The sequence below is a fragment of the Streptomyces sp. NPDC029151 genome, assembly GCF_055564315.1.
This window is the reverse complement of sequence record NZ_JBVHWQ010000007.1, coordinates 95,877-122,493: the sequence shown is the minus strand read 5'-3', so window position 1 is coordinate 122,493 and position 26,617 is coordinate 95,877. Positions and strand designations below refer to the sequence as shown.

Sequence of the window (26,617 nt, the reverse complement as noted above, 5' to 3'; positions counted from 1 at the left end):
ATGAGCAAGATCCTGATCCGTGGTGCGAAGGTGCTCGGCGGCGAGCCGCAGGACGTCCTGATCGACGGCGAGACCATCGCCGAGGTGGGCGCCGGTCTGAGTGCCGAGGGCGCCGAGGTCGTCGAGGCCGGCGGCAAGGTGCTGCTGCCGGGCCTGGTCGACCTGCACACCCACCTGCGCGAGCCCGGCCGTGAGGACTCCGAGACCGTCCTCACCGGCACCCGTGCGGCCGCGAGCGGCGGCTACACGGCCGTCTTCGCCATGGCCAACACCTTCCCCGTCGCCGACACCGCCGGTGTGGTCGAGCAGGTCTGGCGGCTCGGCCGCGAGCACGGCTACTGCGACGTGCAGCCCATCGGCGCCGTCACCGTCGGCCTGGAGGGCCGGAAGCTCGCCGAGCTGGGCGCCATGCACGAGTCCGCCGCCGGCGTCACCGTCTTCTCCGACGACGGCAAGTGCGTGGACGACGCCGTGATCATGCGCCGCGCCCTGGAGTACGTGAAGGCCTTCGGCGGAGTCGTCGCCCAGCACGCCCAGGAGCCGCGCCTCACCGAGGGCGCCCAGATGAACGAGGGCGTCGTCTCCGCCGAGCTGGGCCTGGGCGGCTGGCCGGCCGTCGCCGAGGAGTCGGTCATCGCCCGCGATGTCCTGCTCGCCGACCACGTCGGCTCCCGCGTCCACATCTGCCACCTCTCGACCGCCGGCAGCGTCGAGATCGTCCGCTGGGCCAAGTCCCGCGGCATCCAGGTCACCGCCGAGGTCACCCCGCACCACCTGCTCCTCACCGACGAGCTGGTGCGCACCTACAACCCGGTCTACAAGGTCAACCCGCCGCTGCGCACCGAACGCGACGTGCTGGCCCTGCGCGAGGCGCTCGCCGACGGCACGATCGACATCGTCGCCACCGACCACGCCCCGCACCCGCACGAGGACAAGGACTGCGAGTGGGCCGCCGCCGCCATGGGCATGGTCGGCCTGGAGACCGCGTTGTCGGTGGTCCAGGAGACCATGGTCGACACGGGCCTGCTGGACTGGGCCGGCGTCGCCGACCGCATGTCCTTCAAGCCCGCGCAGATCGGACAGGCCACCGGCCACGGCCGCCCCGTCTCGGCTGGTGAGCCCGCCAACCTCACCCTGGTCGACACGGCATACCGTGGCCAGGTGGACCCCGCGGGCTTCGCCTCGCGCAGCCGCAACACCCCCTACGAGGGGCGGGAGCTGCCGGGCCGTGTGACGCACACCTGGCTGCGGGGCAAGGCCACGCTCGTCGACGGGAAGCTCACGTGACACCTGTAATCCTGCTGGCCGAGGCCAAGAGGTCGGCCGACGTCACCGACTGGCCGGCCCGCATCGGCTGGCTCGTCGGACTGGTCCTCTTCATCGCGCTCGTCTACTGGCTGATGCGCGAGGGCTGGAAGTGGCGCGGCACCCTCCAGAGCGACCTGCCGGCGCTGCCCGGCGCGCCGGAGGAGACCGGCCCGGCCAGACTGAGCATGAGCGGCCGCTACCACGGCTCCACCACCGCCGGACAGTGGCTGGACCGCATCGTGGCCCACGGCCTCGGCACCCGCAGCCGGGCCCAGCTCACCCTGACCGACGCGGGTCTGGAGGTCGAGCGCCCCGGAGCGACCGACTTCTTCGTCCCGACCGCCGCACTGCGCGGCGCCCGCCTGGACAAGGGCATCGCCGGCAAGGTCCTCACCGAGGGCGGACTGCTGGTGGTGACCTGGGCACACGGCGACAAGCTGATCGACTCCGGCTTCCGCTCCGACCACGCGGCCGAGCACACCGAGTGGGTCGACACCCTGAACCAGATGACCAACGACACGGAAGGCGCACGATGACGACCTCCACCAGGGGAGCCGCAAGGGTTCCCGCCGTACTCGTCCTGGAGGACGGCCGCATCTTCCGCGGGCGTGCCTACGGGGCCGTGGGGGAGACCTTCGGCGAGGCCGTGTTCTCCACCGGGATGACCGGCTACCAGGAGACGCTCACCGACCCGTCGTACGACCGTCAGATCGTGGTGGCGACGGCCCCGCAGATCGGCAACACCGGCTGGAACGACGAGGACGACGAGTCGGGCCGTATCTGGGTCTCCGGCTACGTGGTGCGCGACCCCGCGCGCGTGCCGTCGAACTGGCGGGCCAGGCGCTCGCTGGACGAGGAGCTGGAGCGGCAGGGCGTGGTCGGGATCTCGGGCATCGACACCCGGGCGCTGACCCGCCATCTGCGTGAGCGTGGCTCGATGCGCGCCGGCGTCTTCTCCGGCGAGGCGATCGCCCCGGAGGCGGAGCTGCTGGAGCGCGTGCAGGCCCAGCCGCACATGAAGGGCGCGAGCCTCTACGAGGAGGTGGCGACGAAGGAGGCGTACGTCGTCCCGGCGATCGGCGAGAAGCGGTTCACCGTCGCGGCGATCGACCTCGGCATCAAGGGGATGACCCCGCACCGCATGGCCGAGCGCGGCATCGAGGTGCACGTCCTGCCCGCCACCGCCACGGCCGACGACGTCTACGCCGTCGACCCGGACGGTGTGTTCTTCTCCAACGGCCCGGGCGACCCGGCCACCGCCCACGGCCCGGTCGCGCTGATGACCGCCGTCCTGGAACGCAAGACGCCGTTGTTCGGCATCTGCTTCGGCAACCAGATCCTCGGCCGCGCCCTCGGCTTCGGCACGTACAAGCTGAAGTACGGCCACCGGGGCATCAACCAGCCGGTCCAGGACCGTACGACCGGCAAGGTGGAGGTCACCGCGCACAACCACGGCTTCGCCGTGGACGCGCCGCTCGACAAGGTCAGCGAGACCAAGTTCGGCCGCGCCGAGGTCTCGCACGTCTGCCTCAACGACAACGTCGTGGAGGGGCTGCAGCTGCTCGACCAGCCGGCCTTCTCCGTCCAGTACCACCCCGAAGCGGCAGCCGGCCCGCACGACGCCGCCTACCTCTTCGACCGCTTCGTTTCCCTGATGGAGGGCCAGCGTGCCTAAGCGCACCGATATCCAGTCCGTCCTGGTCATCGGCTCCGGCCCGATCGTCATCGGCCAGGCCGCCGAGTTCGACTACTCCGGCACCCAGGCCTGCCGGGTCCTGAAGGCCGAGGGCCTGCGAGTCGTCCTCGTCAACTCCAACCCGGCGACGATCATGACCGACCCGGAGATCGCCGACGCCACGTATGTCGAGCCCATCACCCCCGAGTTCGTCGAGAAGATCATCGCCAAGGAGCGCCCCGACGCCCTCCTGCCCACCCTGGGCGGCCAGACGGCCCTCAACACCGCCATCTCGCTGCACGAGAACGGCGTACTGGAGAAGTACGGTGTGGAGCTGATCGGCGCGAAGCCGGAGGCGATCCACAAGGGCGAGGACCGCGACCTGTTCAAGGACGTCGTGGAGGAGGTCCGCAGGAAGATCGGGCACGGCGAATCGGCCCGCTCGGTCATCTGCCACTCCATGGACGACGTCCTCCAGGGCGTCGAGACCCTCGGCGGCTACCCGGTCGTCGTCCGCCCCTCCTTCACCATGGGCGGTGCCGGCTCCGGCTTCGCGCACGACGAGGAGGAGCTGCGCCGGATCGCCGGCCAGGGCCTGACGCTGTCCCCGACCACCGAGGTGCTCCTGGAGGAGTCGATCCTGGGGTGGAAGGAGTACGAGCTGGAGCTGATGCGGGACAAGCACGACAACGTCGTGGTCGTCTGCTCCATCGAGAACTTCGACCCGATGGGTGTGCACACCGGTGACTCGATCACGGTGGCGCCGGCGATGACGCTGACCGACCGTGAGTACCAGGTGCTGCGCGATGTCGGTATCGCGATCATCCGCGAGGTCGGCGTCGACACCGGTGGCTGCAACATCCAGTTCGCGGTGAACCCGGAGGACGGCCGGGTCATCGTCATCGAAATGAACCCGCGCGTCTCCCGGTCCTCGGCGCTCGCCTCGAAGGCGACCGGCTTCCCGATCGCGAAGATCGCCGCGAAGCTGGCCGTCGGCTACACGCTGGACGAGATCCCGAACGACATCACGCAGGAGACCCCGGCCTCCTTCGAGCCGACCCTGGACTACGTGGTGGTGAAGGCGCCGCGGTTCGCGTTCGAGAAGTTCCCGCAGGCCGATTCCACGCTGACCACGACGATGAAGTCGGTGGGTGAGGCGATGGCGATCGGCCGGAACTTCCCGGAGGCGTTCCAGAAGGCGCTGCGGTCGCTGGAGAAGAAGGGCAGCCAGTTCACCTTCGTGGGCGACCCCGGCGACAAGACCGCCCTCCTCGAAGAGGCGGTGCGTCCCACGGACGGCCGGATCAACACGGTGATGCAGGCCATCCGGGCGGGCGCCACCCCGCAGGAGGTCTTCGAGTTCACGAAGATCGATCCGTGGTTCGTGGACCAGCTGTTCCTGATCAAGGAGATCGCGGACGAGCTGGCCGGGGCGCCTGAGCTGACGGCCGGGCTGCTCGCGGAGGCCAAGCGGCACGGTTTCTCCGACCAGCAGGTCGCGGAGATCCGTGGGCTGCGCGAGGACGTCGTCCGCGAGGTCCGGCACGCGCTCGGTGTCCGCCCCGTCTACAAGACGGTCGACACCTGCGCGGCGGAGTTCGCGGCGAGGACGCCGTACTTCTACTCCTCCTACGACGAGGAGAACGAGGTCGCGCCGCGCGAGAAGCCCGCGGTGATCATCCTGGGGTCGGGGCCGAACCGGATCGGGCAGGGCATCGAGTTCGACTACTCCTGTGTCCACGCCTCCTTCGCGCTGTCGGATGCGGGCTATGAGACGGTGATGGTCAACTGCAACCCCGAGACCGTCTCCACCGACTACGACACCTCCGACCGCCTGTACTTCGAGCCGCTGACGCTGGAGGACGTGCTGGAGATCGTCCACGCCGAGCAGCAGGCCGGCCCGGTCGCGGGCGTGATCGTGCAGCTGGGCGGCCAGACCCCGCTGGGCCTTTCCCAGGCCCTGAAGGACAACGGTGTGCCGATCGTGGGCACGTCTCCGGAGGCCATCCACGCGGCCGAGGACCGGGGCGCCTTCGGCCGGGTCCTCGCGGAGGCGGGCCTGCCGGCGCCCAAGCACGGCACGGCCACCACGTTCGCCGAGGCCAAGGCCATCGCGGACGAGATCGGCTACCCCGTCCTGGTCCGCCCCTCCTACGTGCTGGGCGGACGCGGTATGGAGATCGTCTACGACGAGACCCGGCTGGCCTCCTACATCGCGGAGTCGACCGAGATCAGCGCCTCCCGGCCGGTGCTGGTGGACCGGTTCCTGGACGACGCGATCGAGATCGACGTCGACGCCCTCTACGACGGCGAGGAGCTCTACCTCGGCGGTGTGATGGAGCACATCGAGGAGGCCGGCATCCACTCCGGTGACTCCGCGTGCGCGCTGCCCCCGATCACGCTGGGCGGGTTCGACATCAAGCGGCTGCGGGTGTCCACCGAGGCCATCGCGCGCGGGGTCGGCGTGCGCGGGCTGATCAACATCCAGTTCGCGATGGCCGGTGACATCCTCTACGTCCTGGAGGCCAACCCGCGTGCCTCGCGGACCGTGCCCTTCACCTCCAAGGCGACCGCGGTGCCGCTGGCGAAGGCCGCCGCCCGGATCTCGCTGGGCGCGACCATCGCCGAGCTGCGTGCCGAAGGGCTGCTGCCCCGGCAGGGTGACGGCGGTGAGCTGCCGCTGGACGCGCCGATCTCGGTGAAGGAGGCCGTGATGCCGTGGTCGCGTTTCCGTGACATCCACGGCCGCGGTGTGGACACCGTCCTGGGCCCGGAGATGCGCTCCACCGGTGAGGTCATGGGCATCGACTCCGTCTTCGGCACCGCCTACGCCAAGTCGCAGGCCGGTGCCTACGGGCCGCTGCCCACCAAGGGACGGGCGTTCATCTCGGTCGCCAACCGGGACAAGCGCTCGATGATCTTCCCGGCCCGTGAACTGGTCGCGCACGGCTTCGAGCTCCTCGCCACCTCCGGCACCGCCGAGGTCCTCAAGCGCAACGGCATCAACGCCACCGTCGTGCGCAAGCAGTCCGAGGGCACCGGCCCGAACGGTGAGAAGACCATCGTCCAGCTCATCCACGACGGCGAGGTCGACCTCATCGTCAACACCCCCTACGGCACCGGCGGCCGCCTCGACGGCTACGACATCCGCACCGCCGCCGTCGCCCGCTCCGTGCCCTGCCTGACCACCGTCCAGGCACTCGCCGCCGCCGTCCAGGGCATCGACGCCCTCCACCACGGCGACGTCGGGGTCCGCTCCCTCCAGGAACACGCGGAACACCTCACCGCAGCCCGCGACTAGCAGCCCTTGAGGGGGACACCGGAAACGGTGTCCCCCTCTTCATGAGGACACAGGGACATGTACGAACTCTTCTTCCGTCTGGTTTTCACCCGGATGGACCCCGAGAAGGCCCACTACCTGGCCTTCCGCTGGATCCGCCTCGCCGCCCGCATCCCCGTGCTGCGCACGTTCCTCGCGGCTGCCCTCGCGCCCCGTTACAAGGACCTGCGCACGGAGGCCTTCGGGCTGCGCATGCACGGCCCCTTCGGGCTCGCCGCCGGCTTCGACAAGAACGCCGTCGCGATCGACGGGATGTCGATGCTGGGCTTCGACCACGTCGAGATCGGCACGGTGACGGGGGAGCCGCAGCCCGGTAACCCGAAGAAGCGGCTGTTCCGCCTGGTCGCGGACCGGGCGCTGATCAACCGTATGGGCTTCAACAACGACGGCTCGCTCGCCGTGGCCGCCCGCCTCGCCACCCGCGAGCCGGTCTTCAGGACCGTGGTCGGCGTCAACATCGGCAAGACGAAGGTCGTCCCGGAGGAGGAGGCCGTCGCCGACTACGTGAAGTCCGCCGAGCGCCTCGCCGCCTACGCGGACTACCTGGTCGTCAACGTCTCCTCGCCGAACACGCCCGGGCTGCGCGACCTCCAGGCGGTGGACCACCTGCGTCCGCTGCTCACCGCCGTACGCGAGGCCGCCGACCGCACGGTGGCGAACCGGCGCGTCCCGCTGCTGGTGAAGATCGCCCCGGACCTCGCCGACGAGGACATCGACGCCGTCGCCGACCTCGCCGTGGAGCTGGGCCTGGACGGCATCATCGCCACCAACACCACCATCGCGCGCGAGGGCCTCGGCCTGCGGTCGGCGCCCGCGCTGGTGCAGGAGACCGGCGGGCTCTCCGGTGCCCCGCTCAAGGAGCGCTCCCTGGAGGTCCTGCGCCGCCTGTACGCGCGCGTGGGCGACCGGATCACCCTGGTGGGGGTCGGTGGCATCGAGACCGCCGAGGACGCCTGGCAGCGCATCCTGGCCGGTGCCACGCTGGTCCAGGGGTACAGCGCCTTCATCTACCAGGGCCCCTTCTGGTGCCGGTCGATCCACAAGGGCCTCGCCGCCCGCCTGCGCACCAGCCCCTACGCCACCCTCGCCGACGCGGTCGGCGCCGACGTGAGGAAGCCCGCATGAGCCCGTTGGAGCCCTTCGGCGCCCGGCTGCGCCGCGCCATGGACGAGCGCGGCCCGCTGTGCATCGGCATCGACCCGCACGCCTCGCTGCTCGCCGAGTGGGGCCTGGACGACGACGTGGCCGGCCTGGAGCGCTTCAGCCGCACGGTCGTCGAGGCCGTGGCCGACCGGGTGGCCGTCCTGAAGCCGCAGAGCGCCTTCTTCGAGCGGTTCGGCTCGCGCGGCCTGGCCGTCCTGGAGAAGTCCGTGCAGGAGGCGCGGGCGGCCGGCGCGCTGGTCGTGATGGACGCCAAGCGCGGCGACATCGGCTCGACCATGGCCGCCTACGCCGAGGCGTTCCTGCGCCCGGACGCCCCGCTGTTCTCCGACGCCCTGACCGTCTCGCCGTACCTCGGCTACGGCTCGCTGAGCCCGGCCGTCGCGCTGGCCCGGGAGAGCGGCACCGGCCTGTTCGTGCTGGCGCTGACCTCGAACCCCGAAGGCGGCGAGGTGCAGCACGCGATCCGCGCCGACGGCCGGACCGTCGGGGCGACCATGCTGGCCCGCCTGGCGGCCGAGAACGCGGGGGAGGAGCCGCTGGGCTCCTTCGGCGCCGTGGTCGGGGCCACGCTCGGCGACCTGTCGACCTACGACCTGGACATGGGCGGCCCGCTCCTCGCGCCCGGCATCGGCGCCCAGGGCGCGACGCCGGCCGACCTCCCCGGGGTCTTCGGGGCGGCCGTGCGCAACGTCGTGCCGAACGTCAGCCGGGGTGTTCTGCGTCACGGTCCCGACGTCAGCGCCCTGCGCGACGCCGCCGAGCGGTTCGCGACGGAGATCCAGGCGGCCGTCGCAGGCGCCTGAGCCCCGGCCGCGTGCCCGGCGCGCGCCCCGCCGCGTGCCGGGGCGGGCGGGATCTCGCCGACTTGAGAGTGAATACATCCTCAAATCGAGGGCAATTTGTCTCAAATGTCTGGCCTGGCGGAGGCTGACCAGGACTTTTCCGCTGTTCTCGCTGACTCTGGCGGACTTGCCCGCTAGTCTCCGAGCAGTGGGGGCACCTCCCGCGCCCCTCAGACAGTGTGGGGAGAACGGGCAGCGTGTTGCTCGTAGCTCCCCAGGTGTGGGGCGACTAGGTTCCTCACCGGTCCGTATCCGACAGTTCGACATCCGAGGTGACGTAGGCGTGGCTCTTCCGCCCCTTACCCCTGAACAGCGCGCAGCCGCGCTCGAAAAGGCCGCCGCGGCTCGCCGGGAGCGGGCCGAGGTCAAGAATCGACTCAAGCACTCCGGCGCCTCCCTGCACGAGGTCATCAAGCAGGGCCAGGAAAACGACGTCATCGGCAAGATGAAGGTCTCCGCGCTGCTGGAGTCCCTGCCGGGCGTGGGCAAGGTCCGCGCCAAGCAGATCATGGAGCGTCTGGGCATCTCCGAGAGCCGCCGCGTGCGCGGTCTCGGTTCCAACCAGATCGCCTCCCTGGAGCGTGAGTTCGGCAGCACCGGCTCCTGAGTCCGCTTCCGGGCGGACCCGGGAGTCCCGGGCACTCCGGGATTGCTGGAATAATCGCTGCATGAGTGAACGTCCGCGGCTGACCGTGCTCTCCGGCCCCTCGGGGGTCGGCAAGAGCACGGTCGTCGCCCATATGCGCAAGGAACACCCCGAGGTCTGGCTCTCGGTGTCGGCGACGACCCGCAAGCCGCGCCCCGGCGAGCAGCACGGAGTGCACTACTTCTTCGTCACCGACGAGGAGATGGACAAGCTGATCGCCAACGGCGAGCTGCTGGAATGGGCCGAGTTCGCCGGCAACCGTTACGGCACGCCCCGCGCGGCCGTACTGGAGCGGCTGGAGAACGGCGAGCCCGTCCTTCTGGAGATCGACCTCCAGGGCGCCCGACAGGTCCGCGAGTCCATGTCCGACGCCCAGCTGGTGTTCCTGGCTCCGCCCTCCTGGGAGGAGCTGGTGCGCAGGCTGACCGGCCGGGGGACCGAGCCGCCGGAGGTCATCGAACGCCGCCTGGCGGCGGCGAAGACCGAGCTGGCGGCCGAGCCGGAGTTCGACGAGACCCTGGTCAACACCTCCGTCGAGGACGTGGCCCGCGAGCTGCTAGCCTTGATGGACGTTGTGTGATCGTGACTGTGGTCACGATGTCTGATTCTTTCCCATCCATCGGAAGGTAGAGCGTGTCCTCTTCCATCACCGCGCCCGAGGGCATCATCAACCCGCCGATCGACGAGCTTCTCGAGGCGACCGACTCGAAGTACAGCCTCGTGATCTACGCTGCCAAGCGTGCGCGCCAGATCAACGCGTACTACTCGCAGCTCGGTGAGGGCCTCCTCGAGTACGTCGGTCCGCTCGTCGACACCCATGTCCACGAGAAGCCGCTCTCGATCGCGCTGCGCGAGATCAACGCCGGTCTGCTGACCTCCGAGGCCGTCGAGGGCCCGGCGCAGTAGTACGCGCAGTACTGCTGTCAGATAGAGATCGACTTATCCACAGGCCCGGCAGTCACGCTGCCGGGCCTGTGGTGTGTCATGGAGTCGTACGTTTGCGTCGTACGTAGTCGAGTCCGGGGAGACACGGTGGACAAGCCGAGGGTCGTGCTGGGGGTCAGCGGTGGCATCGCCGCCTACAAGGCCTGTGAGCTGCTGAGGAGGTTCACGGAGTCGGGCCACGACGTCCGCGTGGTGCCCACCGCCTCGGCGCTGAACTTCGTCGGCGCGGCCACCTGGTCGGCCCTGTCCGGCAACCCCGTCTCCACCCGGGTCTGGGACGACGTCCACCAGGTCCCGCACGTCCGCATCGGCCAGCACGCCGACCTGGTGGTGGTCGCCCCGGCCACCGCCGACATGCTCGCCAAGGCCGCCCACGGCCTCGCCGACGACCTGCTCACCAACACCCTCCTCACCGCCCGCTGTCCCGTCGTCTTCGCCCCGGCCATGCACACCGAGATGTGGGAGCACCCGGCCACCCAGGAGAACGTGGCCACGCTGCGCCGCCGCGGTGCCGTCGTCATCGAACCCGCCGTCGGCCGCCTCACCGGCGTCGACACCGGCAAGGGCCGGCTGCCCGAGCCCGGGGAGATCTTCGAGGTGTGCCGCCGGGTGCTGGCCCGGGGCGTCACCGAGCCCGACCTCGCGGGCCGGCACGTCGTCGTCTCCGCCGGCGGCACCCGCGAGCCCCTCGACCCCGTCCGCTTCCTCGGCAACCGCTCCTCCGGCAAGCAGGGGTACGCCCTCGCCCGCACCGCCGCCGCCCGCGGCGCCCGGGTGACGCTGGTTTCGGCCAACGCGGACCTGCCCGACCCGGCGGGCGTGGACGTCGTCCGGGTCGGCACCGCCGTGCAGCTGCGCGAGGCCGTCCTGAAGGCCGCCGCGGACGCGGACGCCGTGGTCATGGCCGCCGCCGTCGCCGACTTCCGCCCGGCCGCGTACGCCCCCGGGAAGATCAAGAAGAAGGACGGCCAGGAGCCCGACCCGATCGTCCTGGTGCGGAATCCGGACATCCTCGCGGAGATCTCCGCCGACCGTGGCCGCGCCGGGCAGGTGATCGTCGGCTTCGCCGCCGAGACCGACGACGTCCTCGCCAACGGCCGTACCAAACTCGCCCGCAAGGGCTGTGACCTGCTCGTGGTCAACGAGGTGGGAGAGCGCAAGACCTTCGGCGCCGAGGAGAACGAGGCCGTCGTCCTGGGCGCCGACGGCAGCGAGACCCCGGTGCCGCACGGCCCCAAGGAAGCCCTCGCCGACACGGTCTGGGACCTGGTCGTGCGGCGACTGGACTAAGGGGCACCAGGCGATCGGGGGAACTCCGCGCCGGGCCCGCGACACGCTCGAGCCATGCTCGAATCGGGCGTGGCGGCCCTGGCCAAGGCCGCTCGCCATTGTGCAGAATGCCCGTGCCGCAGGTCACAGCGTTCCCAAGAAGGGAGACAGTGGCCCGCCGACCGAGTGCGACCGATAAACTGTCACGGTCGACGCCGGGCGCAGCCCCGTGTCGACCGCAAATGATCAGCCAGCAGCCGCTGCAACCACAGGGAGCGTTGTGTCCCGTCGCCTGTTCACCTCGGAGTCCGTGACCGAGGGTCACCCCGACAAGATCGCTGACCAGATCAGCGACACCATTCTCGACGCGCTCCTGCGCGAGGACCCGACCTCCCGGGTCGCCGTGGAGACGCTGATCACCACCGGCCTGGTGCACGTGGCCGGCGAGGTCACGACCAAGGCCTACGCGGACATCGCGACCCTCGTCCGCAGCAAGATCCTGGAGATCGGCTACGACTCCTCCAAGAAGGGCTTCGACGGCGCCTCCTGCGGTGTCTCGGTGTCCATCGGCGCGCAGTCCCCGGACATCGCGCAGGGTGTCGACGCGGCGTACGAGGCCCGGGTCGAGGGCGACGAGGACGAACTCGACAAGCAGGGCGCGGGCGACCAGGGCCTGATGTTCGGCTACGCCTCCGACGAGACGCCGACCCTGATGCCGCTGCCGATCTTCCTGGCGCACCGGCTGTCCAAGCGCCTCTCCGAGGTCCGCAAGAACGGCACCATCCCCTACCTGCGCCCGGACGGCAAGACGCAGGTCACCATCGAGTACGACGGCGACAAGGCCGTCCGCCTCGACACGGTGGTCGTCTCCTCCCAGCACGCCTCCGACATCGACCTGGAGTCGCTGCTCGCCCCCGACATCCGCGAGTTCGTCGTGGAGCCGGAGCTGAAGGCGCTGCTGGACGAGGGCATCAAGCTGGAGACCGAGGGCTACCGGCTGCTGGTGAACCCGACCGGCCGTTTCGAGATCGGCGGCCCGATGGGCGACGCCGGCCTGACCGGCCGCAAGATCATCATCGACACCTACGGCGGCATGGCCCGCCACGGCGGCGGTGCCTTCTCCGGCAAGGACCCGTCCAAGGTCGACCGCTCGGCCGCGTACGCGATGCGCTGGGTCGCCAAGAACGTCGTCGCCGCCGGTCTCGCCTCGCGCTGCGAGGTCCAGGTCGCCTACGCGATCGGCAAGGCCGAGCCCGTCGGTCTCTTCGTGGAGACCTTCGGCACCGCCAAGATCGACCACGAGAAGATCGAGAAGGCGATCGACGAGGTCTTCGACCTCCGCCCGGCCGCGATCATCCGCGACCTCGACCTGCTCCGCCCGATCTACTCCCAGACGGCGGCGTACGGCCACTTCGGCCGCGAGCTGCCCGACTTCACCTGGGAGCGCACCGACCGCGTGGACGCCCTGCGCAAGGCCGCGGGCCTGTAGTCACGACCGGCCGTTCGCCGAGGCCCGGCCTCCCTTCACGGGGAGGCCGGGCCTCGGCGCGTCCGGGTCGGCCGGCGGGCGCCGGCCGGATGCGGCGCCGGGGACGGTCGGTCTCCACGATCCCGACCCGCGCGTCCTGCCCGTCTTCGACGGTCTGCGCGCACGCCTGGCCGCGCGACGGGGAGAGGCGAGGTCCGCCGTCGTGACGGGGCTGGACGGGGACGACGTGATCGAGCGCTTCGACGGCGTCCCGGACGGCGCCCTCGGCCGCGTGCCGGCGTACGAGCCGTCCTGGCACCGGGCCGGCCGTCCCTCGGAGCTGTGCGCGGTGGGGCAGCGGATCACCGCGGTGGTGCTGGTGGCGGACACCCGCACGGACAGGTCGCGCTGTCGCTCAAGGTCCTCCGGGGGGATCCCTGGGGCCGGCTGGAGGGACGCGCGGGCGATGTGGTGTCCGGCCCGGTCACCGGGCTTCTCCCCTTCGGCGCCTTCGGGTCCTCCAGCGGGTGTGACGCCGATTCGGTCATGGCCGAGAGCCCGGGGGCGCGCAGCCGGGGCGGGTTCGGGCGGGCGGCGGCGTTGTCAGTGGCGTTTGGTAAGAATGCAAGCGTGAGCAGCGAGAACGGGGTTCCCGGAGCGGACGGGGGCGGCGGGGCCGAGGGGGCGCCGCCGGAGCAGCTCGCGCTCATCCGGGAGAGCGTGCGCCAGGCCAGGGCGCCGCGGGCCAAACCGCGGACGTGGCGGGGGGCCGCGCTCGCCAAGGAACTGCCCGTCGCGCGGGTGCTGGTCGACAAGGGCGTGCTGCACCTCGACCGGTACTTCGACTACGCCGTGCCGGAGGAGCTGGACGCCGAGGCGCAGCCCGGCGTGCGCGTCCGGGTGCGGTTCGGGGCCGGGCGGCACCGGGTGCGCGAGGGGCGACGGGAGGGCGGCGGGCTCATCGACGGGTTCCTGGTCGAGCGGCGCGCCGAGTCCGACTACTCCGGACCGCTGGCCGCCCTCGCGCAGGTCGTGTCGCCGGAGCGGGTGCTGAGCGAGGAACTGCTCGGCCTCGCCCGGGCCGTCGCCGACCGGTACGCCGGCAGCCTCGCCGACGTGCTGCAACTGGCCGTCCCCCCGCGCAACGCCCGCGCCGAGCAACGCCCGTCCCCGGCGCCGCTGCCCCCGCCGCAGGCACCGGACACCGGCTCCTGGACGCGGTACGAGCACGGGGCCGCCTTCCTGGACGCGCTGGCCTCCGGAGGGGCCCCCAGGGCCGTGTGGAACGCGCTGCCGGGGCCGCTGTGGAGCGAGGAGCTGGCGCGTGCCGTCGCCGCCGCCCTCGCCTCCGGGCGCGGCGCTCTCGTCGTCGTACCGGACGGGCGTGCCGCCGCGCGCGTGGACGCCGCGCTGACCGAGCTGCTGGGCACGGGCCGGCACGCGCTGCTCACGGCCGACGCCGGGCCCGAGAAGCGGTACGCGCAGTGGCTGGCGGTCCGGCGCGGTTCCGTCCGCGCCGTGGTGGGGACCCGGGCGGCGATGTTCGCGCCCGTGCAGGAGCTAGGGCTCGTCGCGATCTGGGACGACGGCGACGACAGCCACAGCGAGCAGCACGCCCCGCAGCCGCACGCCCGCGATGTCCTCCTGCTGCGTGCCGCGCTGGACAGGTGCGCCTTCCTGCTGGGCAGTCGGAGCTGCACCGTGGAGGCCGCCCAGCTGGTCGAGAGCGGCTGGGCCCGTCCGCTGGTCGCCGGGCGGGAACAGGTACGGCTCCACGCGCCCCTCGTCCGGACGGTGGGGGACGAGGACCTCGCGCGCGACGAGGCCGCCCGCGCCGCCCGGCTGCCCACCCTCGCCTGGCAGGCGGCCCGCGAGGGGCTGCGGCACGGGCCCGTGCTGGTGCAGGTGCCCCGGCGGGGTTACGCGCCCCGCATGGCCTGCGCACAGTGCCGGGCGCCCGCCCGCTGCCGGCACTGTGCCGGCCCGCTCCAGGGCCAGGACGCCGGGGTGCTGCGGTGCGGCTGGTGCGGACGCGAGGAGGGCGCCTGGCACTGCCCGGAATGCGGCGGCTTCCGGCTCCGCGCACAGATCGTGGGTGCCCGCCGCACCGCCGAGGAACTGGGGCGGGCCTTCCCCGCCGTACCGGTACGCACCTCCGGGCGCGAGCACGTGCTGGACACCGTGCCCGGCACCCCCGCACTGGTCGTCAGCACCCCGGGCGCCGAACCCGTCGCCGAGGGCGGCTACGCGGCGGCCCTGCTGCTGGACGGCTGGGCCATGCTCGGGCGGCCCGACCTGCGGGCCGGTGAGGACGCCCTGCGCCGGTGGATCGCGGCCGGGGCGCTGGTGCGGCCCCAGGGCGAGGGCGGCACGGTCGTCGTGGTGGCGGAGCCGACGCTGCGGCCCGTGCAGGCGCTGGTGCGCTGGGACCCGGTCGGGCATGCCGTGCGGGAGCTCGCCGAGCGGGCCGAGCTGGGCTTCCCGCCGGTGTCCCGGATGGCGGCCGTGTCCGGGCCGCCCGACGCCCTCGCCGAGTTCCTCGCGGCGGTCGAGCTGCCGCCGGACGCCGAGGTGCTCGGGCCGGTACCGCTGCCGCCCGCACCGCCCGGCCGGCCGCGCAGACCGGGCGCACCGCCACTCGGCGAGCACTGGGACCGGGCCCTGGTCCGCGTCCCCCCGGGCAGCGGGGCCGCGCTGGCCGCCGCCCTGAAGACCGCCCAGGCCGCGCGCATGGCCCGGGGCGGCGCGGAGGTGGTACGGGTGCGGATCGACCCACCGGACATCGGCTGACGAGGGGGGAGGCCGGCGAGGGCAGGGCCGGCAGGGCGGGAGCGGAACGGCCCGCGCACGCGGCTGCCCTCCCGGAGACGGACCGGGAGGGCAGGAAGGGGCAATGGGGAGGGACGGGAAAGGCGCGACGGGCGAGTCAGCCGTTGCGCGGGCCGGGGAAGGCCGTCGGGCGGACGTCGTCGCGCAGCGTCGGACTGCCCGCGGTCGGCTGGGTCGGCATGGAGCGGGCCGCGGGGACGGTGGGCAGGCCCGTGGTCACGTTGAGCGTGCGGCTGCCGGACGGCTCCGGCGACCGCTCCGCCTCGGCCGCCGCCTGGGCCGCGGCGCGGCGGGCGCCGTAACGGCGGTGCACCGCCTGCTTGGTGACCCCGAGCGCCGAGCCCACCGCGTCCCAGGAGAAGCCGAGCGAGCGGTCGAAGTCCACGGCGGCCGTGACCAGGGTTTCGACACTGTCGCGGAGTTCCTGGGCGAGGCGGACCGTCGGGGCGGGAGCGCGTCCGTAGACGACGAAGCCCGTGGACGGGCCGGTGCGGCGCGGACGGTAGACGTTGCCCAGCTGGGCGGTGAGCGTGCGCAGCGCGTCCACCTGCCGGCGGACCCGCTCGATGTCCCGCACCAGCAAGTGCAGGCTGGCCCGGGCCTGGGCGTCGTGGGTTGCGTGGTCGGCCATGAACAAGCCTCTCGAACCGGCGTTGAAAGGAATTGGGCCGCGAAAGCGGCCCGATGTGGTCAACTCTTTCTTGACCAACGCTCTTGCGGTCCGCTGGTCACGGGGTGGGGGCGTACGGGCATATGCGTACGCCGCCTGCCCACCCGTGCGCCGTGCGGCCCGGGTTCATGGTCATAGACTGGTGCGCTGCCCGCCGACCCCCGCCCGAGAGGCCCGATCCCGCCCATGAAGCTCGTCTTCGCCGGTACCCCCGAGGTCGCCGTTCCCGCTCTGGACGCTCTGCTCGCCTCAGGGCGGCACGAGGTGGCCGCCGTCGTCACGCGGCCCGACGCGCCGGCCGGGCGCGGGCGCCGACTGGTCGCGTCGCCCGTGGCCGAGCGGGCGGAGGAGTCCGGGATCGAGGTGCTGAAGCCGCTGAAGCCGCGGGACCCGGAGTTCCTGGAGCGGCTCAGGGAGATCGCGCCGGACTGCTGCCCGGTCGTGGCCTACGGCGCCCTGCTGCCGAGGGCGGCCCTGGACATCCCCGCGCACGGCTGGGTCAACCTGCACTTCTCGCTGCTGCCCGCCTGGCGCGGAGCGGCGCCGGTGCAGCACGCCATCATGGCCGGCGACGAGATCACGGGCGCGTCCACCTTCCTCATCGAGGAGGGGCTGGACTCCGGACCGGTCTACGGCACCGTGACCGAGGAGATCCGTCCCACCGACACCAGCGGTGACCTGCTCACCCGGCTCGCCTTCGCGGGCGCCGGGCTGCTCGCCGCCACCATGGACGGCATCGAGGACGGCACCCTGAAGGCCGTACCGCAGCCCGCCGACGGCATCACCGTCGCGCCGAAGATCACCGTCGAGGACGCCCAGGTCGACTGGGCGGCGCCCGCGCTGCGCGTCGACCGGGTCGTGCGCGGCTGCACCCCGGCGCCCGGCGCCTGGACCGTCTTCCGCGGCGAGCGGCTCAAGCTGATCCAGGCCACGCCCGTACCCGACCGGACCGACCTCGCCCCGGGCCGGCTCGCGGTGGGCAAGAACAGCGTCCACGTGGGCACCGGCTCCTACGCCGTCGAGCTGCTGTGGGTCCAGGCCCAGGGCAAGAAGCCGATGCGCGCGGCCGACTGGGCCCGGGGGGTACGCATCGCGGAGGGCGAGACCCTCGGCTGACGCCCGGACGACGCCGGCGCGGTGGACCTGGACGGCGGGGGCCGTTCTCAGAGAACGCCGGCGCGGCGGACCCGGCTGACGCCGGCCCGGCGGACCCGGGCATCGGTAACGCGGCGCCCCGGCGGCGGTGACCGTTCTCCGAGAGCGTCGGCGCGGGTGCGGTCCTGCAAGGGGACCGGCGCGGCGCTGACGGCGGCCCGATCAGGTCGCGTCGGCGGGAGAGCGGGTTCTCGGGATGTCGTCCCTGGAGAACAGCCCGCCGGCAGGGCAGTCGCCGCGGCCTGCGCGGTGCGTTCGACGAGCTCTGGCGTGGTGCCCGCGAGGAGCGGACGCTGCCGCGGGGGACCGGCACGCTGTTCGCGAGGGGACCGGCCGGTGTTCGTGAGCGGACCGGCAGGGTGCTCGAGAGGAAACCGCGACGGTGCTTCCGAGGGACCGGTCGATGCGTGCGAGCGGACCGGCACGGTGCTGCCCAGGGGGCCGCGACCTTGCTGTCCAGGGACCGCAACGCTGATTCCCAGGCGACCGCAACGGCGCGAGCGGGCCGGCGCGGCGCTGCCCAGCGGACCGCAACCGTGCTGTCCAGGGCGCCGCAATCGTGTTGCCCAGCGGACCACAACCGTGCTGTCCAGGGCGCCGCAACCGTGCTGCCCAGCGGACCACAACCGTGCTGCCCAGGGCGCCGCAACCGAGCTCCCCAGGGGACCGCAACCGTGCAACCGTGCTCCCCAGGCGACCGCAACCGTGCTTCCGAGCGGACCGGCCGGTGCTTGCGAGGGGACCGGCGCGGTGCTGCCCAGCGGACCACAACCGTGCTGCCCAGCGGACCGCAACCGTGCTGTCCAGGGCGCCGCAACCGGGGCTGCCCGGCGAACCGCGACCGTGCTGCCCAAGGCACCGCAACCACGCTTCCGAACGGACACCAACGGCGCCGAGGAGCCCGGGCGGTGGTGGCGGGGGTTCGGCGACGTACGCTGGAGGCGCATTCCTCTCTTCACACCCGGAGCACCTTTTTCGTGAGCGAGCAGTCCCGGCGGCCGCGCAAGCCCGCCAAGCCCTACCGCCGTCCCCAGAAGGACCCCGTCCGCATCCTGGCCTTCGAGGCGCTGCGCGCGGTGGACGAGCGGGACGCGTACGCCAACCTCGTGCTGCCCCCGCTGCTCAGGAAGGCCCGCGAGAAGGGCGACTTCGACGCCCGGGACGCCGCCCTCGCCACCGAGCTGGTCTACGGCACGCTGCGCCGGCAGGGCACGTACGACGCCGTCATCGCCGCCTGTGTCGACCGGCCGCTGCGCGAGGTCGACCCGCCGGTGCTCGACGTGCTGAGCCTGGGCGTGCACCAGTTGCTCGGCACCCGGATCCCGACCCACGCCGCCGTCTCCGCCTCCGTGGAGCTGGCCCGGGTCGTGCTCGGGGACGGGCGGGCCAAGTTCGTCAACGCGGTGCTGCGCAAGGTGGCCCAGGACGATCTCGACGGCTGGATCGAGAAGGTCGCGCCGCCCTACGAGGAGGACCCGGAGGACCACCTGTCGATCGTCCACTCGCACCCCCGCTGGGTCGTCTCCGCGCTGTGGGACTCCCTCGGCGGCGGCCGGGCCGGCATCGAGCGGCTGCTGGCGGCGGACAACGAGCGGCCGGAGGTGACGCTCGTCGCCCGTCCCGGCCGGGCCACCACCGAGGAGCTGCTCCGCGAGGACGCCGCCGTCCCCGGCCGCTGGTCGCCGTACGCCGTGCGGCTCGCCGAGGGCGGTGAGCCCGGCGCGGTCGAGGCCGTGCGCGAGGGACGGGCCGGGGTCCAGGACGAGGGCAGCCAGCTGGTCGCCCTCGCGCTGGCGAACGCCCCGCTCGACGGGCCCGACGCGAAGTGGCTCGACGGCTGCGCGGGCCCCGGCGGCAAGGCCGCGCTGCTGGCCGCGCTCGCCGCCGAGCGCGGGGCCGCGCTGCTCGCCTCGGAGAAGCAGCCGCACCGCGCCGGACTGGTGGCCAGGGCCCTGGCCGGCAACCCGGGGCCGTACCAGGTCATCGCCGCCGACGGCACCCGCCCGCCGTGGCGCCCCGGCAGCTTCGACCGGGTCCTGGTCGACGTGCCCTGCACCGGCCTCGGTGCCCTCCGCCGCCGCCCGGAGGCCCGCTGGCGCCGCCGCCCCGACGACCTCGACAACTTCGCCCCGCTCCAGCGCGGCCTGCTCCGCTCCGCCCTGGACTCCGTCCGCGTCGGCGGCGTCGTCGGCTACGCCACCTGCTCCCCGCACCTGGCGGAGACCCGCGCGGTCGTCTCGGACGTCCTCAAGCAGTTCCCGGACACGGAACTGATCGACGCCCGCCCCCTCCTCCCCGGGGTACCCGACCTCGGCGCGGGCCCGGACCTCCAGCTGTGGCCGCACGTGCACGGCACGGACGCGATGTACTTGGCGCTGATCCGCAGAACCGCCTGACGCCGGGCGGAGCAGCGCGTCCCGAAGGGGCGCGGGAACCGCGCGACCGGCCCCACCGGGCCGGCGGCCGGAGAACAACCCGTGGACCGCCGCTACAGCCGGGCGCAGCGGCATGGCAGGCTTGGGTCATGGCCGTGCAGATCAACCCCAGCATCCTGTCCGCCGACTTCGCCCGCCTCGCGGAGGAGGCCGAGGCGGTCCGAGGCGCCGACTGGCTCCACGTCGACGTCATGGACAACCACTTCGTCCCGAACCTCACGCTCGGCGTGCCGGTCGTGGAATCCCTGGCCCGTGCGACGGACACCCCGCTGGACTGCCACCTGATGATCGAGGACCCCGACCGGTGGGCCCCCCAGTACGTCGAGGCGGGGGCCTCGTCCGTCACCTTCCACGTGGAGGCGGCGGCCGCGCCCGTGCGGCTCGCCCGGGAGATCCGCGCCAAGGGGGCCCGTGCCTCGATGGCGCTCAGGCCCGCGACGCCGATCGAGCCGTTCGAGGACCTGCTGCCGGAACTCGACATGCTGCTCGTCATGACGGTGGAGCCGGGCTTCGGCGGCCAGGCGTTCCTCGACATCATGCTGCCGAAGATCCGCCGCACCCGTGAGCTGATCGACAAGCACGGTCTGCAGCTGTGGCTGCAGGTCGACGGAGGTGTCTCGGCCTCGACGATCGAGCGGTGCGCGGACGCGGGAGCGGACGTGTTCGTCGCCGGCTCCGCCGTCTACGGGGCGGAGGACCCGGCGGAGGCCGTACGGGCCCTGCGCACACAGGCGGAGGCGGCCACCGCCCGGGCGACCTGGGCATGCGACCACTGAGCCACGGCGAAGTGAACGCTTGAATGAACGCCGCCCATCAGGGCGGAGCAGTCGCGCCGAATCTGCAAGGATGAACGGCGAATCCAGAGTGTGAACAGCAGTGAGGAGATCGCCGTGTCGGGTATGTCGGCGGGCCGGTCAGCCATGCGGATGGGACCCGCTGAGCTGGTGCAGGCGGCGGCCATGGCCCGCCGCTTCTACCTCGAGGGCAAGTCCAAGATCCAGATCGCGGAGGAGTTCGGCGTCAGCCGCTTCAAGGTGGCCCGGGTCCTGGAGACGGCCCTCGAACGGGATCTCGTACGCATCGAGATCCGCGTGCCGGCCGAGCTGGACGCCGAGCGCTCCGACGCGCTCCGCGCCCGCTACGGCCTGAGGCACGCCGTCGTGGTCGAGTCCCCGCCCGAGTCGGAGGAGACCCCCGACCCCGAGAACCTCGGGGAGGTCGCCGCCGACCTGCTCGGCGAACTCGTCAACGAGGGGGACGTGCTCGGGCTGGCCTGGGGCCGGTCCACCATCCACATGGCGGCGGCGCTCGACCGGCTGCCGCCGTGCACGGTGGTGCAGCTCACGGGCGTGTACGACGCCGGGACCGCCGAGCGCGGTTCGGTGGAGGCGGTCCGGCGGGCCGCCCAGGTGTCGGGCGGCGACGCCCACCCCATCTACGCGCCGATGCTGCTCCCGGACGCGGCCACCGCGGTGGCGCTGCGCCACCAGACCGGGATCGCCCGGGCCTTCGAGTACTTCGACAAGGTCACGGTCGCCTGTGTCTCCATCGGCTCCTGGGAGCCGGGCATCTCCACCGTCCACGACATGCTCAGCGACGAGGAGCGCGCGCACTACGCCTCGCTCGGGGTCGCCGCCGAGATGTCGGCGCACCTCTTCGACGCGGAGGGACGCCGGATCGGACGGGACCTGGGGGAGCGGTGCATCACGGTCAAGGCCGACCAGCTGCGCCGTATCCCGGAGGTCGTGGCGATCGCGGGCGGGCAGCGCAAGGCCGCCGCGATCGACGCGGTGCTGCGCTCGGGACTGGTCACCAGCCTGGTCACCGACACCTCGGCCGCCGACTACCTGATGACGGCGGGCCCGACGCCGAAGCCCGCGCTCAGCCGCCAGGACCCCGACGGGGCCTGACAGCGGATGCCGGCGGTCCCGACGACGGGGCCCGACGGCGGGTCGCGGCGGGCCCGTGACGGGACGGCCGTGGCAGCATCGTCCGCATGCCGCCGCGGTTCGTCCCCCGTGCTCTCGCCGGGCTGCTGGTCTGTCTCGCCGTCCTCCTGACGGGGTGCTCCAGCGCCTCCGGCCCCGCCTCCCACGCCCCCTCCGCCCCACCGGCCGCATCCACCCCGGCCTGGGCGCGGGGCACGGCCACCGTCTTGGAGTCCCGGCTGCCCGCCGAGGCCCGCAGGACACTGGCCCTCGTCGACCGGGGCGGTCCCTTCCCCTACGCCAAGGACGGGACCGTCTTCGGGAACTTCGAGGGCCGTCTGCCGAGACACCCGCGCGGCTACTACCACGAGTACACCGTGCCCACCCCCGGCTCCCGCGACCGCGGCGCCCGGCGCCTCGTCACCGGCCGGGGCGGGGAGATCTACTACACCGACGATCACTACGAGACGTTCCGGGCGGTGCTGAGATGACGGAAGACCTGGGCGGCCGGTACACGGTCACCCTTGACCTGGACGGTGTCACGGGCAAGGCGGCCCTGATGGACCGGGTCGCCGGGGCCCTGGCGCTGCCCGACTGGTTCGGCCGCAACTGGGACGCGCTGGCCGACTCCCTCTCCGACCACACGGTCTGGCCCGAGGGCGCCGTCGAGCAGGGGCTGCTGATCGTCGTACGGGGCTGGCGGCCCTACGCCGAGGCCGCGCCGGAGGAGTGGCGGACCGCCGAGGAGGTGTTCACCGAGGCCGCGGACCGGACGGAGGCCCTCACCGTAGTGCTCGCCCTTGGAGGAACCTCCTAGGTGATCGGCGGGGACCCTGGATGTTCTGTCAGGGCATGCCACGTCCCCCGACATGGGAGAATGAAGTACGTGCTCTTTCCCCCTGGCACACCTGTCAGGGGGTCACCTCTGATCGACTGGGATGTGCAGCACGTGCGTTTCCTCAATGACATCCAGCCCGCGTACGACCTGACGTACGACGACGTGTTCATGGTGCCGAGCCGCTCCGCGGTGGGCTCGCGTCAGGGCGTGGACCTCGCCTCGCCGGACGGCACGGGCACCACCATCCCGCTCGTCGTCGCCAACATGACCGCCATCGCCGGCCGCCGGATGGCCGAGACGGTGGCCCGCCGGGGCGGCCTGGTGGTCATCCCGCAGGACATCCCGATCGACGTCGTCACCGACGTCGTCTCCTGGGTGAAGAGCCGCCACCTGGTGCTGGACACCCCGATCGTGCTGGCCCCGCACCAGACCGTCGCCGACGCCCTGGCGCTGCTGCCCAAGCGGGCGCACAACGCCGGTGTGGTCGTGGACGAGAACCAGCGGCCCGTCGGTGTCGTCACCGACGCGGACCTGTCCGGCGTCGACCGCTTCACCCAGCTCGAAGTGGTCATGTCCAAGGACCTGCTCCTGCTGGACGCCGACATCGACCCGCGCGAGGCCTTCAACACCCTCGACCACCACAACCGCCGCTACGCCCCGGCCGTCGACAAGGACGGCAGGCTCGTCGGCATCCTGACCCGCAAGGGCGCCCTGCGGGCCACCCTCTACACGCCGGCCGTCGACGCGAACGGCAGGCTGCGGATCGCCGCCGCCGTCGGCATCAACGGCGATGTGGCGGGCAAGGCCAAGCAGCTGCTCGACGCGGGCGTGGACACGCTCGTCATCGACACCGCGCACGGCCACCAGGAGTCGATGATCAACGCGATCAAGGTGGTGCGCGCGCTCGACCCGCACGTGCCGATCGCCGCGGGCAACATCGTCTCCGCCGAGGGCGTCAAGGACCTGATCGAGGCGGGCGCGGACATCGTCAAGGTCGGTGTCGGCCCGGGCGCCATGTGCACCACCCGCATGATGACCGGCGTGGGCCGCCCGCAGTTCTCCGCCGTCCTGGAGTGCGCCGCCGAGGCGAAGAAGTACGGCAAGCACGTGTGGGCCGACGGCGGTGTCCGGCACCCGCGCGACGTCGCCATGGCGCTCGCCGCCGGCGCGTCCAACGTGATGGTCGGCTCCTGGTTCGCGGGCACCTACGAGTCGCCCGGCGACCTCCAGCACGACGCCCAGGGCCGCGCCTACAAGGAGTCCTTCGGCATGGCCTCCGCGCGCGCGGTGCGCAACCGCACGTCCGAGGAGTCGGCGTACGACCGTGCCCGCAAGGCGCTGTTCGAGGAGGGCATCTCCACCTCCCGCATGTTCCTCGACCCGGCCCGCCCGGGTGTCGAGGACCTGATCGACTCGATCATCGCGGGCGTCCGCTCCTCCTGCACCTACGCCGGCGCCGGCTCCCTGGAGGAGTTCGCCGAGAAGGCCATCGTCGGCATCCAGAGCGCGGCCGGCTACGCCGAGGGCAAGCCGCTGCACGCCAGCTGGAGCTGACCCGCACGCCCCGACCGACGGCCCCCGTCGCTCCCGCCCCCGGGAACGACGGGGGCCGTCGGCATGTCCGGAGACGCGTCCGGTGGCGTGTCCGACGGCGTCTCCGTCAGCGTGTCCGGCGGCGCGTCGGCGACGAGGAGAAAACGGACTCCCAGGCCCCCTGCGCAACAGTCCACAGGTCCCGCGCAACGATTTGTCATTCCACCCCGATGAACGCAATGATCATGCGGGGATGCGCAAGGTTGCTGCATTACGCCCGTGAAGGCCCGCCTCGTAGGGTGCTGCGCTAGTACGTGCGTGGCGGGGACCCCGCTCGGTGGGTTCCTGCCCTCGCAGGCCACCGGTCCCCACCACGAGGGCCGGCCGTCACGCCGGTCCGTACCCCCGAACCACCGGCAGCGATAAGGAGCCAGCGCGTGCTCGACCAAGGCGCACCAGCGCAGAACCAGATACCGGCCGCCCCCGCGTCCCAGGGCGTCGCCGCGCGCCTGATGCGTCGCAAGCCCGTGGAACTCCTGGTCGCGGAGGGCGGCCAGGGTGAGGGAGGGCAGCTCAAGCGCTCCCTCGGGCTGTGGCAGCTGACCATGATCAGCATCGGTGCCACCCTCGGCACCGGCATCTTCGTCGTCCTCGGCGAAGCCGTGCCCAAGGCCGGCCCCGCGGTCACCCTGGCCTTCGTCCTGGCCGGCCTCACGGCGCTGTTCTCGGCCCTGTCGTACGCCGAACTGGCGGGCAGCATCCCCGTCGCCGGCTCCTCCTACTCGTATGCGTACGCAACGATGGGCGAGCTGGTCGCCTGGGTCTGCGGCTGGTGCCTGGTGCTGGAGTACGGCGTGTCGGTGGCCGCCGTCGCCGTCGGCTGGGGCGAGTACCTCAACGAGCTGCTCGACGGCACGATCGGGGTGACCATCCCGGCCTCGCTGTCCTCGGCGCCGGGTGAGGGCGGCATCGTCAACCTGCCCGCCCTGATCGTCGTCCTCCTGGCGATGGCGTTCCTGCTCGGCGGCGCGCGGGAGTCCGCCCGGGCCAACACGATCATGGTCTGTGTGAAGATCGCCGCCCTCGTGCTGTTCTGCGCGATCGGCTTCATGGGCTTCAAGTCCGGCAACTACGCGGACTTCATGCCGCTCGGCATGTCCGGGGTCAGCGCCGCCGGTGCCTCGCTGTTCTTCTCGTACATCGGTTTCGACGCCGCCTCCACCGCCGGCGAGGAGGCGAAGGACCCGAAGCGGGACCTGCCGCGGGCGATCATGCTGTCGCTGATCATCGTGACCGCGCTGTACGTCCTCGTCGCGGGCGTCGCCGTCGGCGCCTGGAACTGGAAGAAGTTCGACGGCTCCGAGGCCGCCCTGGCCGCGATCATGAACGACGTCAGCGGCCAGACCTTCTGGGGCACCCTGCTGGCGCTCGGCGCGGTCATCTCCATCGCGAGCGTGGTGCTCACCGTGCTCTACGGCCAGACCCGCATCCTCTTCGCGATGTCCCGCGACGGCCTGGTGCCGAAGGCGCTCGGCAAGATCCACCCCAAGACCGGCGCGCCGCGTCTCAACACGGTGATCGTGTCGCTGTTCTGCGGTGTACTCGCCGCCTTCATCCCGCTCGGCAAGCTGGTCGACGCCACCAGCATCGGCACCCTGTTCGCCTTCGGCCTGGTCAACATCGCGGTGATCGTCCTGCGGTACAAGCGCCCGGAGCTCGAGCGCACCTTCCGGGTGCCGTTCGGGCCGGTCCTGCCGGTGCTGGGCTTCCTGTTCTGCGCGTACAACATGTTCAGCCTCGACACCGTCACCTGGGTGGTCTTCGGATTCTGGATGGCGGCCGGGCTCGTGTTCTACTTCCTCTACGGCTATCGCCGTGCCCGTCTCGCGACCGGTGAGGGTCTCGCGGTGACGGTGGAGAAGTGACCGGACCGAAGAAGTGAACAACCCCCTGTGCTGAACGATCTCGACGAACGCATCGTGCACGCCCTCGCCGAGGACGCCCGTCGCTCCTACGCGGACATCGGGCAGATGGTCGGCCTGTCCGCGCCCGCGGTGAAGCGGCGCGTGGACCGGCTGCGGGCCACGGGAGCGATCACCGGATTCACCGTGCGGGTGGACCCGGCCGCGCTCGGCTGGGAGACCGAGGGGTTCATCGAGATCCACTGCCGGCGCAACACCTCGCCGGAGACCATCCAGCGGGGACTGGAGCGCTACCAGGAGGTCGTGGCCGCGTCCACCGTCACCGGGGACGCGGACGCGATCGTCCAGGTCTTCGCGTCCGACATGCGCCACTTCGAGCGCGTGCTGGAGCGGATCGCCGGGGAGCCGTTCGTGGAGCGCACCAAGTCGGTGCTGGTGCTGTCGCCCCTGCTGCGGCGGTTCTCCTCCGGAGCGCCCGGGTAAGGGCGGCCCGGTTCCCCTCCGCCGGGCGCGTTCCGCGCACCGGGGCCGACGGCGTCCGGGGGGGGGGGGGGGGGGGGGGGGGGGGGGGGGGAGGGGGGGGGGGGGGGGGGGGGGGGGGGGGGTGACGGTGCGGTTCACCGGGGGCCTGCGGGGTCTGCGCGGTCATC

22 protein-coding genes are annotated in these 26,617 nt (G+C 72.3%); 21 read left to right on the top strand and 1 reads right to left on the bottom strand.

Going from position 1 to position 26,617, the window contains the following annotated elements:
• From ACZ4VF_RS25420 to ACZ4VF_RS25365, 12 genes are all read left to right on the top strand, one after another.
• Nucleotides 1–1,287, top strand: a complete 1,287-nt coding sequence (locus ACZ4VF_RS25420) for a dihydroorotase (RefSeq protein ID WP_467928766.1) — start codon at nt 1–3, stop codon at nt 1,285–1,287.
• Nucleotides 1,284–1,844 carry a PH-like domain-containing protein gene (locus ACZ4VF_RS25415; protein ID WP_467928765.1) on the top strand — a complete coding sequence of 187 codons (561 nt, stop codon included), beginning with the start codon at nt 1,284–1,286 and terminating at the stop codon, nt 1,842–1,844. The genes ACZ4VF_RS25420 and ACZ4VF_RS25415 overlap by 4 nt, the downstream gene beginning before the upstream one ends.
• Nucleotides 1,841–2,983, top strand: a complete 1,143-nt coding sequence (carA, locus tag ACZ4VF_RS25410; protein WP_467928764.1) for a glutamine-hydrolyzing carbamoyl-phosphate synthase small subunit — start codon at nt 1,841–1,843, stop codon at nt 2,981–2,983. Before ACZ4VF_RS25415 ends, carA begins: the two co-directional genes overlap by 4 nt.
• Entirely contained in the window at nt 2,976–6,284 is a 3,309-nt protein-coding gene (gene carB / locus ACZ4VF_RS25405) for a carbamoyl-phosphate synthase large subunit (protein ID WP_467928762.1), read from the top strand. Before carA ends, carB begins: the two co-directional genes overlap by 8 nt.
• 57 nt (nt 6,285–6,341) lie before the next feature.
• The gene (locus ACZ4VF_RS25400) at nt 6,342–7,448 is read left to right on the top strand and encodes a quinone-dependent dihydroorotate dehydrogenase (RefSeq protein WP_467928761.1); all 1,107 of its coding nucleotides are present in this window, start codon (nt 6,342–6,344) and stop codon (nt 7,446–7,448) included.
• A complete protein-coding gene (gene pyrF, locus ACZ4VF_RS25395) occupies nt 7,445–8,290 on the top strand; it encodes an orotidine-5'-phosphate decarboxylase (RefSeq protein ID WP_467928760.1) in 846 nt (281 codons plus the stop codon). Before ACZ4VF_RS25400 ends, pyrF begins: the two co-directional genes overlap by 4 nt.
• Before the next feature lie 322 nt (nt 8,291–8,612).
• Complete coding sequence (locus tag ACZ4VF_RS25390) at nt 8,613–8,936, top strand: integration host factor (RefSeq protein WP_003977346.1); 324 nt, start codon at nt 8,613–8,615, stop codon at nt 8,934–8,936.
• Nucleotides 8,911–9,555, top strand: a complete 645-nt coding sequence (gene gmk / locus ACZ4VF_RS25385; RefSeq protein WP_467928758.1) for a guanylate kinase — start codon at nt 8,911–8,913, stop codon at nt 9,553–9,555. Before ACZ4VF_RS25390 ends, gmk begins: the two co-directional genes overlap by 26 nt.
• 53 nt (nt 9,556–9,608) lie before the next feature.
• On the top strand, nt 9,609–9,881 hold the full coding sequence (rpoZ, locus tag ACZ4VF_RS25380) for a DNA-directed RNA polymerase subunit omega (RefSeq protein WP_003982715.1): 273 nt from the start codon (nt 9,609–9,611) through the stop codon (nt 9,879–9,881).
• A 126-nt stretch (nt 9,882–10,007) separates the two neighbouring features.
• A complete protein-coding gene (gene coaBC / locus ACZ4VF_RS25375) occupies nt 10,008–11,210 on the top strand; it encodes a bifunctional phosphopantothenoylcysteine decarboxylase/phosphopantothenate--cysteine ligase CoaBC (protein WP_467928757.1) in 1,203 nt (400 codons plus the stop codon).
• Between the two features lie 259 nt (nt 11,211–11,469).
• Nucleotides 11,470–12,678, top strand: a complete 1,209-nt coding sequence (gene metK, locus ACZ4VF_RS25370) for a methionine adenosyltransferase (RefSeq protein ID WP_467928756.1) — start codon at nt 11,470–11,472, stop codon at nt 12,676–12,678.
• Nucleotides 12,679–13,287: 609 nt separating this feature from the next.
• Nucleotides 13,288–15,447, top strand: coding sequence for a primosomal protein N' (locus tag ACZ4VF_RS25365; protein ID WP_467928754.1), 2,160 nt, complete (start codon nt 13,288–13,290; stop codon nt 15,445–15,447).
• Nucleotides 15,448–15,583: 136 nt separating this feature from the next.
• Here ACZ4VF_RS25365 and ACZ4VF_RS25360 read toward each other — a convergent pair whose 3' ends face one another.
• The gene (locus tag ACZ4VF_RS25360; protein ID WP_467928753.1) at nt 15,584–16,117 is read right to left on the bottom strand and encodes a hypothetical protein; all 534 of its coding nucleotides are present in this window, start codon (nt 16,115–16,117) and stop codon (nt 15,584–15,586) included.
• A gap of 225 nt (nt 16,118–16,342) precedes the next feature.
• Here ACZ4VF_RS25360 and fmt point away from each other — a divergent pair, with 225 nt between their 5' ends.
• The 9 genes from fmt to ACZ4VF_RS25315 all read left to right on the top strand — a co-directional run bounded on the left by fmt (nt 16,343) and on the right by ACZ4VF_RS25315 (nt 26,450).
• Nucleotides 16,343–17,272, top strand: coding sequence for a methionyl-tRNA formyltransferase (fmt, locus tag ACZ4VF_RS25355; protein WP_467928752.1), 930 nt, complete (start codon nt 16,343–16,345; stop codon nt 17,270–17,272).
• Between the two features lie 1,016 nt (nt 17,273–18,288).
• The gene (locus ACZ4VF_RS25350) at nt 18,289–19,707 is read left to right on the top strand and encodes an RsmB/NOP family class I SAM-dependent RNA methyltransferase (RefSeq protein ID WP_467928750.1); all 1,419 of its coding nucleotides are present in this window, start codon (nt 18,289–18,291) and stop codon (nt 19,705–19,707) included.
• 128 nt (nt 19,708–19,835) lie between these two features.
• The gene (rpe, locus tag ACZ4VF_RS25345) at nt 19,836–20,522 is read left to right on the top strand and encodes a ribulose-phosphate 3-epimerase (protein WP_467928749.1); all 687 of its coding nucleotides are present in this window, start codon (nt 19,836–19,838) and stop codon (nt 20,520–20,522) included.
• A gap of 90 nt (nt 20,523–20,612) precedes the next feature.
• Nucleotides 20,613–21,656 (top strand): sugar-binding transcriptional regulator, encoded by a 1,044-nt coding sequence (locus ACZ4VF_RS25340; RefSeq protein WP_388328569.1) that lies wholly within the window; start codon nt 20,613–20,615, stop codon nt 21,654–21,656.
• An 86-nt stretch (nt 21,657–21,742) separates the two neighbouring features.
• Nucleotides 21,743–22,165 carry a guanyl-specific ribonuclease gene (locus tag ACZ4VF_RS25335; RefSeq protein ID WP_467928748.1) on the top strand — a complete coding sequence of 141 codons (423 nt, stop codon included), beginning with the start codon at nt 21,743–21,745 and terminating at the stop codon, nt 22,163–22,165.
• Entirely contained in the window at nt 22,162–22,491 is a 330-nt protein-coding gene (locus ACZ4VF_RS25330; protein ID WP_467928746.1) for a barstar family protein, read from the top strand. The genes ACZ4VF_RS25335 and ACZ4VF_RS25330 overlap by 4 nt, the downstream gene beginning before the upstream one ends.
• A gap of 132 nt (nt 22,492–22,623) precedes the next feature.
• Nucleotides 22,624–24,066, top strand: a complete 1,443-nt coding sequence (locus tag ACZ4VF_RS25325; protein ID WP_467928745.1) for a GuaB1 family IMP dehydrogenase-related protein — start codon at nt 22,624–22,626, stop codon at nt 24,064–24,066.
• 416 nt (nt 24,067–24,482) lie between these two features.
• A complete protein-coding gene (locus ACZ4VF_RS25320) occupies nt 24,483–25,970 on the top strand; it encodes an amino acid permease (protein WP_467928744.1) in 1,488 nt (495 codons plus the stop codon).
• Nucleotides 25,971–25,997: 27 nt separating this feature from the next.
• Entirely contained in the window at nt 25,998–26,450 is a 453-nt protein-coding gene (locus ACZ4VF_RS25315) for an Lrp/AsnC family transcriptional regulator (protein ID WP_467928742.1), read from the top strand.
• The last annotated feature ends 167 nt before the right edge of the window (nt 26,451–26,617 follow it).